At 71.8% G+C, this 13,141-nt stretch carries 11 protein-coding genes; 6 read left to right on the forward strand and 5 right to left on the reverse strand.

Annotated features, from left to right (window positions below; genetic code table 11):
- Positions 1 to 348 precede the first annotated feature (348 nt).
- Positions 349 to 1,629, forward strand: a complete 1,281-nt coding sequence (locus ABD250_RS12875; RefSeq protein ID WP_182618251.1) for a DUF4921 family protein — start codon at positions 349 to 351, stop codon at positions 1,627 to 1,629.
- 85 nt (positions 1,630 to 1,714) lie between these two features.
- On the opposite strand, the gene ABD250_RS12880 is transcribed toward ABD250_RS12875, so the two are convergent.
- Entirely contained in the window at positions 1,715 to 2,230 is a 516-nt protein-coding gene (locus tag ABD250_RS12880) for a thioredoxin domain-containing protein (RefSeq protein ID WP_259845726.1), read from the reverse strand.
- Positions 2,231 to 2,339: 109 nt separating this feature from the next.
- On the opposite strand from ABD250_RS12880, the gene ABD250_RS12885 reads away from it, so the two are divergent.
- Positions 2,340 to 3,521, forward strand: a complete 1,182-nt coding sequence (locus ABD250_RS12885; protein WP_182658832.1) for a DUF4185 domain-containing protein — start codon at positions 2,340 to 2,342, stop codon at positions 3,519 to 3,521.
- 60 nt (positions 3,522 to 3,581) lie between these two features.
- Here ABD250_RS12885 and ABD250_RS12890 read toward each other — a convergent pair whose 3' ends face one another.
- Entirely contained in the window at positions 3,582 to 5,153 is a 1,572-nt protein-coding gene (locus ABD250_RS12890; protein ID WP_344392644.1) for a bifunctional aminoglycoside phosphotransferase/ATP-binding protein, read from the reverse strand.
- Between the two features lie 227 nt (positions 5,154 to 5,380).
- Here ABD250_RS12890 and ABD250_RS12895 point away from each other — a divergent pair, with 227 nt between their 5' ends.
- Positions 5,381 to 6,016, forward strand: coding sequence for a hypothetical protein (locus tag ABD250_RS12895; protein ID WP_344392646.1), 636 nt, complete (start codon positions 5,381 to 5,383; stop codon positions 6,014 to 6,016).
- 115 nt (positions 6,017 to 6,131) lie between these two features.
- Positions 6,132 to 7,253, forward strand: coding sequence for a glycerate kinase (locus tag ABD250_RS12900; RefSeq protein ID WP_182659031.1), 1,122 nt, complete (start codon positions 6,132 to 6,134; stop codon positions 7,251 to 7,253).
- 15 nt (positions 7,254 to 7,268) lie between these two features.
- Here ABD250_RS12900 and ABD250_RS12905 read toward each other — a convergent pair whose 3' ends face one another.
- On the reverse strand, positions 7,269 to 8,099 hold the full coding sequence (locus tag ABD250_RS12905; RefSeq protein ID WP_182659030.1) for an acyl-[acyl-carrier-protein] thioesterase: 831 nt from the start codon (positions 8,097 to 8,099) through the stop codon (positions 7,269 to 7,271).
- A 165-nt stretch (positions 8,100 to 8,264) separates the two neighbouring features.
- Here ABD250_RS12905 and ABD250_RS12910 point away from each other — a divergent pair, with 165 nt between their 5' ends.
- On the forward strand, positions 8,265 to 9,830 hold the full coding sequence (locus ABD250_RS12910; RefSeq protein WP_182659029.1) for an FMN-binding glutamate synthase family protein: 1,566 nt from the start codon (positions 8,265 to 8,267) through the stop codon (positions 9,828 to 9,830).
- Between the two features lie 170 nt (positions 9,831 to 10,000).
- On the opposite strand, the gene ABD250_RS12915 is transcribed toward ABD250_RS12910, so the two are convergent.
- Positions 10,001 to 10,630 carry an HD domain-containing protein gene (locus tag ABD250_RS12915; RefSeq protein ID WP_179524185.1) on the reverse strand — a complete coding sequence of 210 codons (630 nt, stop codon included), beginning with the start codon at positions 10,628 to 10,630 and terminating at the stop codon, positions 10,001 to 10,003.
- A 146-nt stretch (positions 10,631 to 10,776) separates the two neighbouring features.
- Here ABD250_RS12915 and ABD250_RS12920 point away from each other — a divergent pair, with 146 nt between their 5' ends.
- A complete protein-coding gene (locus tag ABD250_RS12920) occupies positions 10,777 to 12,366 on the forward strand; it encodes an IS1182 family transposase (protein WP_344392651.1) in 1,590 nt (529 codons plus the stop codon).
- 182 nt (positions 12,367 to 12,548) lie between these two features.
- Here ABD250_RS12920 and ABD250_RS12925 read toward each other — a convergent pair whose 3' ends face one another.
- Positions 12,549 to 13,112 carry a DUF779 domain-containing protein gene (locus ABD250_RS12925; protein ID WP_344392654.1) on the reverse strand — a complete coding sequence of 188 codons (564 nt, stop codon included), beginning with the start codon at positions 13,110 to 13,112 and terminating at the stop codon, positions 12,549 to 12,551.
- Between the last annotated feature and the right edge of the window lie 29 nt (positions 13,113 to 13,141).

Genomic DNA, 13,141 nt, shown 5'->3' on the forward strand with positions numbered 1-13,141 from the left:
GTCTGGGAATTGGCGACCGCCGGGGAGCCGACGGCGGCAAGCGCCACCGCCCCAGCGAGCGCCGCCATTCTCAGATGACGCGAACGCTTAAATGACATTGTCGTCCCTCTTTCCGTCGTGTATGCCGTAGGCCGCCGAAGGACCACTAGCACTTGCTCTCCTACTCGATATGCACATCGTGAAATCTCAGGATAGTGTTACTTCCGTCACAGTTCCACCGGTGCGGCGGAAAACTCCTCTCGTCGTCGTCGGGAGTTCCCCCCGACCACCTAGGCTCGCCGGGTGACCACCGCTCCAGACTCCCCGTCGGCCCTGAACAGGCCGCTCCGGAGCCAGCCGCTCCGCCGGATGGCGGACGGGACCGTCAAGCAGATCAACCCCTTCACCGGCACCGAGGTCTGGACGGTTCCCGGCCGCGGCCACCGCCCCGTCGACCATCCGCCAGGCGAGGTCCTCCCGGTGGACCCCCACGCGGCCGAGGCGTACTGCGCGTTCTGCGTGACCCGGCTGCGCGAGACCACTCCGGAGAAGTCACGGCTGGTGCGCGACGGCGACACGTGGACGACGCTCGACCGGGTGGCCGCGCACGAGCTCGGCCTCACGACCCCTGAGTTCCGGCTCTTCGGCAACCTCTTCGAGATCGTGTCGCTGGACTACTGGAGAGCGGTCCACGGATACCGGATCCCGGCCCGGGCCGCCGCGCACCAGACCGCCTATCTCGGGACCGACGAGGGCGCCGACCACGTCCGCGCTCTGGTCCGCACCAGGATCGCCGCCGCACAGGGGGATCCGGCGGACGCCGAGTCCATGACGACCGCGGAGCTGGCCGCCCACTCCGAGAGCTTCTTCGGTGGCTGCCACGACGTCGTGGTGGCCCGCCGCCACCTCACCGACGGCGCCACGAGTTCCGACCGCCACGCCTCCTCCGGGTGCCTCGACCCGGACGAGCACCAGCAGTTCATCGCCTTCACCGTCCGCGCCATGCGGAACCTGTACACCGACAACCCCCATGCCCGGTACGTGTCGGTGTTCCAGAACTGGCTGCGTCCCGCGGGCGCGTCGTTCGCACACCTGCACAAGCAACTCGTGGCGATCGACGAGGTCCCGGCGAAGACCGGTCGCGAGGTGGCCGCCCTCGCCTCGGAGCCGGACCTCTACTCCACGCTCGGGGTCGACCACGCGGCCTCGGAGGGGCTGGTGCTGGCGGCCAACGAGCACGCGGTGGCGGTGGTCGGGGTGGGGCACCGCTATCCCGCCCTCGTCATCTATTCGCGCTCCGCCGCGAGCGAGCCCTGGGAGCACTCCCCGGACGAGCTCCGCGGGGTCTCCGACCTCCTGCACGCCTGCCACGCCGCCACGGGCCCCCTGGTGCCCACCAACGAGGAGTGGCACACCCGGCCACCGGGGGTCGGCGCGGCGATGCCGTGGCGGATCGTGCTCAAGTGGCGGATCTCGAACCCCGCCGGATTCGAGGGGGCGACCGGGATCTACGTCAACACGATCGACCCGTGGGCCCTGCGCGATCGGGTCGCGCCGCGGTTGGTCGAACTGCGTGACTCGGGTCGGATCGCCGACATGGCGCTCGGGGCGGAGTGCGGGGACGTGCGGGGGTCCTTGCGCTCCAGGTGAGGCCGGGCGAGGAGCGGGACGGGATCGACGACGACGAGGTGGGACGACGACGAGGTGGTCAGGTGAGCACCGGGGGTGCCCCCGCCTAGATCGCGCGTCTCGCCCGACCCCGGGGGAGCCTGGCGGCGGTGGCCTCACGGATGCCCGGTACGGAGGCGGGGATCACGACGGGTCCGGAGAGCGACGGGTCGAGCAGCATCGCCGTGGGCGTCTCCTCCGAGCCCATGTTGATGCGGCGGCAGAGCTCGTAGGCGTCCTCGTCCCGCCAGATGTTGACCCAGTGCACCTCGAGCCCCTCCCGGGCGGCGCGCCGCCGCAGCGCGGAGGAGTACGGGCACCCGGGGCGCCACAACACCACCACGGCGTGCTCCACGCAGGAGCTGCGCACCGACTGCAGGGGCTCGTGACCGGTGACCCTGAGCGGCGAGTTCCACAGAGCCACCACCGCGGTCACCGCCAACACCAGCAGCGCCGGTGCCGCGCCGTGACCGAACCCCACGATGGTCCAGGCGAGCGCGCACCCCACGGCCACGACGGCCGCGGGGCCGAACCAGTGGCCGGGGACGATCTCGCGCCCCGCCCGGGCGAAGGGGTGTGTCACGCGGACGACCATACGCGTGCCGGATCCCGGTCCGCCCGTGCATTAACCGAATTGTGATGCGTCCACGATCGGCTCTCCACCCGTCGTCCGTGACGGTAGCGTCGGAGCGATGACGGACTCGCGCCCGCCGACCCCGGCCCCGCCGACCAGCACCCGGAAGCTCCGCGACCTCACGGGACCCGGGATCACCACCGCGTTCGGTATGGAGGGGACCGATCTGGGGATCACCGCCAGGACGCCCTCCGGACGCCTGCTCGCCGTGTTCGGCGACACCTTCGCGGGAGCGGGGATGGGAGCCCCCCACGTGGGGCGCCCCCACCCGGGGATCGCCGAGTGCTCCCCCACCACCGACGAGCGACCGGGGCCGGGCAACCCCGACTGGCGGTCCCCCGTCGGCCTGTTCGCCGACGACGCCGCCCCGGGCGGGGGCCTGGTGTGGACGGGCGCGGCCGGTCCCGGCCCGCCGGACTACGCGGGGCAACTCATCGACTACGTCCACGCCCGGGGCTGTTCCACCGTCCTCCCCGGCGACGTCCTGACCCTCGGCGACACGATGTATCTCCACGTCATGGTCAACGAGGGGCTGGGGACGGTCACCCGGACCGAGATCCACCGCTCGGTCGACGACGGGAGCACCTGGGAGCCGACCGGTGTCACGTTCTCCCCCCGGCTCGAGGGCGGCCACCGCCAGCTGTGGACGTGGGAGACAGGCGGGGACGGATTCGTCTACGTCATGTCGACCGGGTTCCAGCGGGACAAGGGGGTCATCCTCATGCGGGTCCGCCAGGAGCACCTGGCGGATCCCGGCGTCAACGGGTGGCAGACGTGGGGCTACCGCGAGGGCGCCTGGGACTGGGGCAATCCCACGACAATCGTGCTTCCGGGCCGCATCGGCGAGATGTACCTGCGGCGGTGCGAGGACTTCTGGACCCTCACCTACTTCGACGCCGAGCACTACCGGATCGACTGCCTCACCTTCCCGCACATCGGCGCCGACCTACTGGACAGGTCGGTGACGACCCACACCACGCTCCTGCACGGCTGTGCCTGGGGCGACGAGTCCGACGGCTCAGATCCCGCCGCGGGTCCGGCACGCGTCGCCCAGCTCTACTGCGGCTGCCCGGTCCCGGGGTCCACCCCCGAGGAGTGGCACGTGGTCGTGAGCCAGTGGAACACCCACGACTCGGCCGCGGGCCCCGCCGGCTGGCCGTACCGCTCCATGCAGTTCGTGGGGTCCATCCCGCGTCCGCCGGGGACACGGGCCGGGGACCGACCCGCCGCGGGCGCGTAGGTCCGCGGCCGCGTAGGCCCCCGGCCGCTCAGGCCCCCGGCCGCTCAGGCCCCCGGCCGCTCAGGCCCAGGGCAGCGGCCCGAGGTTCCGCTCCGCCCAGCCCCGCACGGCGTCGGCGGAGCGGGGATCCAGTTCTGTGGTGTCCACCTCGATCGCGTCGGGCCAGGGCGCCAGATCCGCGAGCTGGCTCCCGAGCACCTCCACGGTCGCCTCCGAAGGGTCCGCACCGGCGCGCCCCCGCTCCTCGATCCGCCGGACCAGTTCCCCGTGGGGAGCCGTGCACGAGATCTCCACGAGCTCGGCGTGGGCGTCGGCGGCCACGGTCTCGGCCTCGGCGCGGCGGCGGGGGTCCAGCCAGGTGGCGTCCAGGACCACACTGCGTCCGAGCGCGAGCAGGTCCCCGGCCCGGTCGAGCATCCGGGCGTAGACGGCGGAGACCGCCTCATGCGAGTACCGTCCGCCGACCGGGCGCGCGCCGGCGTCGTCGTCGCCGCCGCCGGCGCCGGCGCCCGTGCCCGCAGGGACATCCGGGGTGACCACGTCGGAGCGGAGCACATCGGAGCGGAGCAGCTCGGCCCCCAGCGACTCGGCCAGAGGCGCGGCCAACGTCGACTTGCCCGACCCCGACACCCCTCCCACCAGCACCAACCGGACGCGGGCGCGCAGGAGGGCGTCGACGGCCCGGTCCGCCAGCTCGAGGGCGTGCCGCGCGTCCGCCCCACCGCTCCGGGACTGCTCGGCGCGGATCGCGGTGACCTTGGACCGGACCAGCGCGCGGTACCCGATGTAGTGGTGCACGAGGGACGACGGCGCGTCATCCCCCGAGAAGTCCCGATACGCCGCGAGGAAGGCCTCGGCGAGGTCCCGCGCCCCCACCCTGTCGAGATCCATCGCCAGGAACCCGGCGTCGAGCATGGCGTCCCCGAACCTGAGCCGGTCGTCGAACTCGAGACAGTCGATCACCCGGGGCCCGTCGTCCTCCAGATAGATGTCCGCCGCGAGCAGGTCACCGTGGCCGTCGACCACCCGGCCCGCATCGACTCGCGCCCGCAGCAGTCGCTCCCTCCCGCGGAGATACTCCCCCGCGAGCCACTCCACGTCGTCGACGATCACCGGTGCGTCCTCGCCCACACTCAGACGCCGCAGGTGGCCGATCGACTCCCGCCACAACCCGGCCACGGCGTCCGCGGTGCCCACCGCGTCGATCTCCTCCGAGCGGGGACTCGCGGCGTGGAGGTGATCGAGCTGCCGGGCCACCTCCCGCACCCCCGCCAGGAGGTCGGGATCGTCGGAGCGGCCGGTCCCCGAGGCCCGCGACCGCACCAGCGAGTCCAGGCTCCGTCCGGCGGGGAGTCGGCGCATCCGGACCACGTGGTCGATCACCTCGCCGTCGGGACCTCGCACCTCGAGCACACCGTCGTACACGTCCGGCGCCAGGCGGCTGTTGAGCTCGACCTCCCGGCGGCTCTGTTCTGCGCGGGCCCCGACCGACGTGTTGTCCAGGAACCCGAGATCGATGCGCTTGCGCACTTTGTGAGCCTCGTCACCATAGAGCACGATGAGAGCGCTGTGCGTCTCGACGACGGCCGGCCCTCCGTCCGTCACCGGGTCGGCATCCGCGGGGGTGTCCATAACCCCAGCCTAGGCAGGCATGACACGGTTCGCGGCCGACCCGCGGAGTCGGCCGGATACGCCCCCCTCGCCTGTGGTGACCGGAGTGTTACCTCAAGGAACACTCAGCATTTCGCCCCCCTGACAGCGCCGGACTTCGCTTGTAGGGTCGCCGACGCACCTCGCTCCGATCGAGGTGTCCGCGATGAGAGACATCGGGGTCAATGAAGATGGGAGCTGTTCAGAACATGACGAACACCCACCGGAAGACCACCAACCGCACCACCGCCAAGATCGCCGCCGTCGGCGCGTTCGGCATCGGTGCCGCCATCGCGTTCCCCGGCCTCGCCGCGGCCCAGGAAGCCCCCGGCGGCAGCCTCGAGGGCCTCGCGGGCGACACGGGCAGCCTCACGGAGATCGCGGGTGAGGACGGTAGCCTGGCCGACCTCGATCTCGGCACGGACCTCGCCGTCGACCTGGGCAGCCTCGCCTTCAACCTGAACCTCGGCGCCGAGGCGTCCAACCCGGGCTCGGTCGAGTTCGGCAGCCTCGGTGTCTCCCCGAACACCGGCAGCGACATCCTTGACAGCGGCTCGGCCGGGGCCACCGACGCGGGCACCGGCTCGCTGGACACCGGCTCGCTCGGTGGGGACACCGACACGGGCTCCGTCTCGGGCTCGGCTGACGAGGGCACCGACACCGGTTCCGTCTCCGGCTCGGCTGACGAGGGCACCGACACCGGCTCCGTCTCCGGCTCCGCCGACGAGGGCACCGACACCGACACCGGCTCGCTGAGCGGCGCGCTCGCGGGTCTGAGCTCCGGCGCCGAGGCCGGCGCGGAGGTCGGCGTCGACGCGGGCCTGACCGCCGGTTCGCTGGGCTGACACGCGCGCATCCCCTCACCCCGGATGCACTTCCACGGCCCGGGGTCGTGACTCCTCCAGAGCCACGACCCCGGGCCGTCGTGTGTCCGCCGACACGATGGGGAATGATGCAGGGGTGACGATCGTCGTGGCATGCGGGGCCTTCAAGGGTTCTCTCACCGCTATCGAGGCATGCCATCACGCTGCCGAAGGGGCTCGCCGTGCCCACCCGGACACCGATGTGGTGGTCAGGCCGGTCGCGGACGGGGGCGGCGGCAGCCTCGAGGTGATGGTCGCCGGTGGCGCCCGTGAGGTCCGCGTGACCGCCTCCGGCCCCACCGGGGAGGCGGTCGAGACCTCGTTCGCCGCCATCGACCCGGACACCGCCTTCGTGGAGATGGCGGACGCCTGTGGGCTGCTCCGACTCCCCGGGGGCCGGATGCGGCCCCTCGAGTCCTCGAGCCGCGGTGTGGGCGAGGTCCTCCTGGCCGCGCTCCGCTCGGGTCGCGGCAACATCCACCTCGGCATCGGCGGCAGCGCCTCCACCGACGGCGGCAGCGGGATGCTCTCCGCGTTGGGCGCCCGCTTCCTCGACTCCTGCGGCACCGAACTCCCCGACGGCGGCGGCGCGCTGGTGAACCTCGACCGCGTCGACCTGGACGGGATCGACCCCGCGGTCCGCGCCTCACGCATCCTGGTCGCCTGCGACGTCGACAACCCCCTGCTCGGACCGCTCGGGGCGGCCCGCGTCTACGGCCCGCAGAAGGGGGCCTCCGCCGACCAGATCGAGGCCCTCGAGGCGGGACTGGCCCGCCTGGTCGAGGTACTGCGCGGCCAGGGACTCGAGGTGGATCCCGACGCACCGGGCTCCGGCGCGGCCGGGGGCGTGGGCTTCGCGGCCCGCGAACTGCTCGACGCGTCCCTGGATCCGGGATTCGAGGTCCTGGGCACCCTCACCGGCCTCGAGGACGTGGTGTCCGCCGCCGACCTGGTGGTGACCGGCGAGGGCCGGCTCGACGACCAGACGATGCACGGCAAGACCCCCATGGGTGTGGCGGCGCTGTGTCGCTCGCACGCCGTGCCGGTGGTGGCCGTGTGCGGACGGCTGGACCTGGGTGCCGACCGCGTGGCGGAGGCCGGGTTCGCGGCCGCGGCCGCCCTCACCGAGCGGGAGCCGGACCTGGCCAGGTCGATGGCCAACGCGGGCGCGCTGTTGGAGGACGTGGCCGCGGAGGTCGTCTCGCGCATCCTGCCCTGACGATCGTCCGCTCGCCTAGCTCTCCTGCCGGTCGTCCGGCTGACCCGTGACGGTCACCGTCGCCGCGACGCGGTCGTCCACCGTCATCCACATCTGCAACCGGTGTCCGGACCGCCTACGCCGGATCGTCATGGACGACCCCGGGACCACGGGGTGCGAGTACTCGATCACGATGCGGTGGCGCTGCCTCAGCAGGTCCTGGTGATCGACGAGTTCGTCCTCGACCGCGTCGAGGTAGGCGGCGTTGTTGACGTGCTGGAGCAGGTCGAAATCCGTGCTGCGGAGGATGTGGGGTCGGTCCTCCGGCTGATCCGGTCCGGGGGACCCGGCGGGCGGGGGCGTGGTCATGGCGGCCCACCGCAGGCGGTGGGTCTCCGTGGTGGCCGAGAGGGTGGCGAAGCCCTCGTCGCTGATGCGGGCGGGCACGCCGTGGGCGTTGACGTTGATCCAGAACGCCTCGGTCTCCACCAGTCCGTCGGGTCGCGGCCCGTCGTCGTCGGGGCCGTCCCGGTGCTCCGCCGTCAGTCGCACCCGCATGTTCGCCCACCGCGTGGACAGTCCGGAGCACCAGCGCTGGAGGTGGACGGTGGCCGGCCAGCAGATCGGCTCGATCACGTCGATCACGGTCCGCCGGACGATCCAGTACGGGTCGGTCCGCGCGTGACCGGTGGCCTCGAGATCGTCGCCCGCCACGTCCTGGAGGTACCGGGCGATGCTGTCCAACCGCAGCCGGCGCAGGGGATCGACCTCGCCCGTTCGCACCGTGCGGGAGGTGGAGTAGCCCGATCCGGCCGAGGGTGGAGGGGGAAGCGGTTGCGGGCCGTCATCCTGCACTGGGTCGGTCATCTATATGGTCCTCTCGCGTGTCCGGTCCGGGCGGGCGCGTCGCGCCCTTCCGGTATCCCGCGACGGTCCGGCCACTGTAGACGTACTCCCACCGCGCGGCGGTCCCGGGCACGCCGGGTGACGGGTGGTCCATGATGGGGACACCGACAGACCCCGGAGGTCGACATGCGCAAGTGGCTCCTCGGCGCCCCCGTCGCCGCCCTGGCCGCCGTCGCGGCCTCGGACCTGAGACAGACCAGGTACCCGATCCTGCGGACCTTCCCCGTCCTGGGGCACGCGCGGATGGCCCTGAGCTCCATCGGTCCCGAACTGCGCCAGTACATCGTGGCGGGCAACAACGAGGAGCGGCCGTTCACCCGGGACCAACGTGCCTGGATCCAGGAGTCGGCGGAGGGACGGGCCACCACGTTCGGGTTCGGCACGGACAACAACATCGAGTTCCTCGAGGGTTACCCGATCGTCAAGCCGCGCACGTTCGCCGGGGTGACGGTGTCGGCCCACGCGCACTCCGCCGAGCAGATCCAACTCCCACCGGCCAAGGTCCTCGGCGCCGCCCGCGGCCGGGCCCGCGCGTTCCGCCCCGAGTCCCTGGTGTCGATCTCGGGGATGAGCTACGGCGCGCTGTCGGCACCTGCTGTCGAGGCCCTCAACCGCGGCGCCGCTCTCGCGGGCGCTCTGCACAACACGGGCGAGGGCGGGCTGAGCCCGTACCACCAGAAGGGCGGTGACCTGGTCTTCCAGATCGGCACCGCCTACTTCGGGGTCCGCGACGCCGAAGGCCGATTCGACATCGACGCTCTGGTGGCCCTCACCGAGAAGCACCCGATCCGGGCGATCGAGATCAAGCTCAGCCAGGGCGCCAAACCCGGACTGGGCGGCCTGCTGCCCGCGGCCAAGGTCACGGCGGAGATCGGGCGGATCCGCGGCATCCCCACCGACCGCGAGTGTGCGAGCCCGTCCCGGCACACCGCCTTCCACGACGTGGACTCCATGCTCGACCTGGTGGAGGAGATCGCCGAGCGCACCGGCCTGCCGGTGGGCATCAAATCCGCGGTCGGCGAGCTGGACTTCTGGGAGCAGCTGGCCGCCGCGATGATCCCGCGGCAGCGAGGCGTCGACTTCATCACCATCGACGGTGGCGAGGGTGGCACCGGCGCCGCCCCGCTCGTCTTCACCGACGCGGTGTCACTGCCGTTCCGGTTGGGATTCTCCCGCGTCTACCGGGTCTTCGCCGAGGCCGGACTGACCGACGACGTGGTGTTCGTGGGCTCCGGCAAGCTGGGCATCCCCGAGAACGCGGCGGTCGCGTTCGCGCTCGGTGTGGACATGATCGCCGTCGGCCGCGAGGCCATGCTCTCCATCGGCTGCATCCAGGCCCAGAAGTGCCACACCGACCGCTGCCCCACCGGGGTGGCCACCCAGAACCCGTGGCTGGTCCGAGGAGTGGACCCCACGAACAAGGCCGTGCGGTGCGCGGCCTACATCCGGTCGCTGCGACGCGATCTCGTCAAGATCTCCGGCGCCGTCGGCGTGCCCCACCCGTCACTGATCGGGCCCGAGGACGTGGAGTTGGCCAACGGCACCCGGGACTCGACGACGCTCGCGGAGATCTACGGATACCGACCCGGGTGGGGACTGCCCGGCCCGGCCGACATCCGCCGGATCGCCGACCTCATGACCGCGAGCGGCGCGGCCGAGCACACCGCCGCCTACACGCCCCCCGGGCTCTGACCACACCCCTGCCCACTCCTGCCCGCCCCTGTTGCTCCCCGCCCCGCCCCGCCCCGCCATCGAAAAGAGCGTTCCGCGCAGATCTACTCGGCCGATGTGTGCGGAACGCTCTTCCCGACGGCTGCGGGCGGGGCCCGGCGGGGGCCCGGCGGGGGCGCGGGGACCGGCGACTACGCCGACGCGCCGGCCCTGAGCAGTCCGAGTTCGCGGTTGAGGTTGGCGTGCGCCTGCTTCTCCCACGCGTCGCGGCCGGCCCGCGTGAGGAAGACCGATCTCCGCTCGAGTAGCGCCTCCAGCGACGCGATCCGCCCGGCCACGAACCGCTCGCCCGGCACGTGCGCGAACTCGTGGCGGACGTCCTGCGTGTAGGTGTCGTACGTCTCCGGGTCGGCCCCCAGGACCGCGAGATCGGCATCGGACAGGACCGCGCCGTTGAGGTCCCCGGCCTCGACCCGGTGCCCGCCCATGAGCCGCACGAGGCGCGCCACCTCGCCGACGGGGGCGGCCGGGTCGAGAGCCTTCTCGGTGAACGCCGCCGACTTGTCGTTGTTCTCCGACTCCGTGGGGTCGAACACCGCGGTGTGGAACCACGCGGCCAGCCGGACGGCGGTCCCGTCGAACGCCTCGCCGTCCGACTCCAGGGCGTCGACCGCACGCAGCACCGCGCGCAGGTGCGTCTCGTTGTGGTAGCGACGCCGCGGTTCGTTCCACCGCTCGAGCAGATCCGAGCGCAGCCCGGGCGTGAGGAACTCGACCTCGGCGTCGAGGGGATCAACGGGTGCCGGACGGTCGGTATCCATGTCCCGATGCTACCGCCGGACCCCATCTCATCTGCGCGAATCACCAACTGCGGCACCAGGACCGGCTTCCGCCGCGCCTAGGAGACTGCTGAACAAAGTGCGTGTCCGGCCCGCGGGGTTGGGGTGGCATTGAAATGATGTGTCTCATGCAGGGTGAGTCGGATCGGCAGCGGGAACTGTTGGATGTGGAGTCGGTGGCGGGGCATCTGCTCGAGCCCGGCAGTGTGTTCGCGTTGCTGGCCGAGCATCGTGACCGCCTGTTCCCGGGCGAGTTGTTCGCCGACCTGTTTCCCTCTGGCCGGGGCCGGCCCTCGATCCCGGGTGAGGTGATCGCCTCGGTGATCGTGCTGCAAGCCTTGTTCGGGCACTCCGATCGGGAGGCGGTCGATGCGTTGACATTCGACCTGCGGTGGAAAGCCGCGTGCGGGTACGCGGTCGATGCGAAGGGTTTCGACTCCTCGACGTTGACGTATTGGCGGCGCCGGCTGGCCGCCAGTGACCGACCGCAGCGGATCTTCGAGGTGGTACGCCAGGTCATCGCCGAGACCGGTGCGGTCAAGACCAAGACCCGCCGCGCCCTGGACTCGACGGTCCTGGATGACGCGGTGGCCCGTCAGGACACGATCGCCCAGCTCATCGCGCAGATCCGCCGGGTGGGCCGCGAGGTGCCCGGGGCGAGAGAGTTTATCTCCACCGAGTGCACCCGGCTGGCGGCGCTGTGCGGGCAGGACTACACCGCGCCCGGTAAGCCCCGCATCGCCTGGGATGACCAGGCTGCCCGGGACGAGCTCGTTTCCGCCCTGGTGGGCGATGCTCTGGCACTGCTTGAGGCTCTGGATGCCCAGGCGATCACCGCCGCCGGCGGCAGACCGGCCGAGGCGGTGGCGCTGTTGGCGTTGGTGGCCGGCCAGGACGTCGAGCCGGCCGACGGTTCTGATGGCACTGACGGGCGGTGGCGTATCGCCCGCCGCACCGCACCGGATCGGGTGATCTCCACCGTGGACCCCGATGCCCGGCACGCCCACAAGACCCGACAACGCCGCCAGGACGGGTTCAAGGCCCACATCGTGGTCGAACCCGACACCGGCCTGACCACGATGTGCTCGCTGACCAAGACGAACGGCCCGGCCAACTCGGATGCTGCGGTCGGTGCGGGGCTGGTCACCGCCGATCCCACCATCGGCGCCGGCGAGCAGATCGAGGTGCTCGGCGATTCCGCCTATGCCAGCGGCGACATGCTGGGCACCCTCGCCGGTAAAGGATGGCTGCCCCTGGTTAAGCCGTGGCCGCTACGGCCCGCGGTCGAGGGCGGGTTCACCCTCGATGACTTCACTTTCGATGCGGCGGCGGGCACGCTGACCTGTCCCGGCAACATCACGCGACGGCTCTCGGCGAAGGGCAACGCCACGTTCGGCGTGGCGTGTCGTGGTTGCCCCCTGCGCCAGCGATGCACCACCTCAGCCGCCGGCCGCAAAGTAGAACTCGGTGAGCACCACCTGCTGCAACGCCAGCACCGCCAACGCGCCAGCGGCGAGGACTTCCAAACCGTCTATCGCCAGCACCGACCGATGGTGGAACGCTCGATCGCCTGGCTGACCCGAGGCGCTCGCCGCGTGCCGTACCGCGGGGTCGACAAGAACAACAACTGGCTCCACCACCGCGTTGCCGCCCTCAACCTGCGCCGACTGCTCTCGATGGGCCTGACCAACCAGAACGGGACCTGGGCCCTGGCCTGACCAGCCCGCCCGGGCGAGGACTCCCGCCGCGGCAGACCGCCGAACACGACCCGCGGCCACCGGCCAGATCCCATCTCCGGACCAGATACCTCAGCCCCCGCAGCCGCGAAAAAGCCACACCGCCATGCCCCCACCCCGCCCACCGCTCTCGCGGCCAAGATCACAGCTTGTTCAGCAGTCTCCTAGTCCTCCAGGTCCGCCCCCGTGCGCGGCGGGAACGCCGCCAACGCCTCCTGCTCGGCCGCGTCGAACATCCGGGCCCGCGACAGGAACCGCCTGCCGGTCGGGTTCTCGAGACTGAACCCCGAGCCCCGGCCCGGGATGGCGTCCAGCACCAACTGCGTGTGCTTCCACGTCTCGAACTGTGTGCCCGAGATCCACACGCGCACCCGGGTCGACGACGACGAGGATGGCGTGCGCGCCTCGTCGTCGTCGCCCGGAGGTTCGGACCGGTCGGTCCCGGACGGACCGTCCGCGCCGAGGTCGAGCTCCCCCACCAGCACATCGCGCTGTCCCACGCGGAACTCACCGTCGGGGTAACACATGGGGGCCGACCCGTCGCAGCACCCGCCCGACTGGTGGAACATCACCGGGCCGTGCCGGCCGACGAGCTCACGGATGAGTTCGGCAGCCGGCTCGGTGACCACGACACGCGGCGGGAGACCGGGCGGCGCCCCCTCCGGCGGGAGGGCGCGCGCCGCTATGGGCACGCTCCCGCCCGAGGGGAGCCCGCAGACGTCGTCCATGACCGGTCCCTCCTCTTCTGATCCGCCGC

Origin of the sequence: Dietzia cercidiphylli (assembly GCF_039531545.1) — a bacterium.
Taxonomy (GTDB): Bacteria; Actinomycetota; Actinomycetes; order Mycobacteriales; family Mycobacteriaceae; genus Dietzia; species Dietzia natronolimnaea.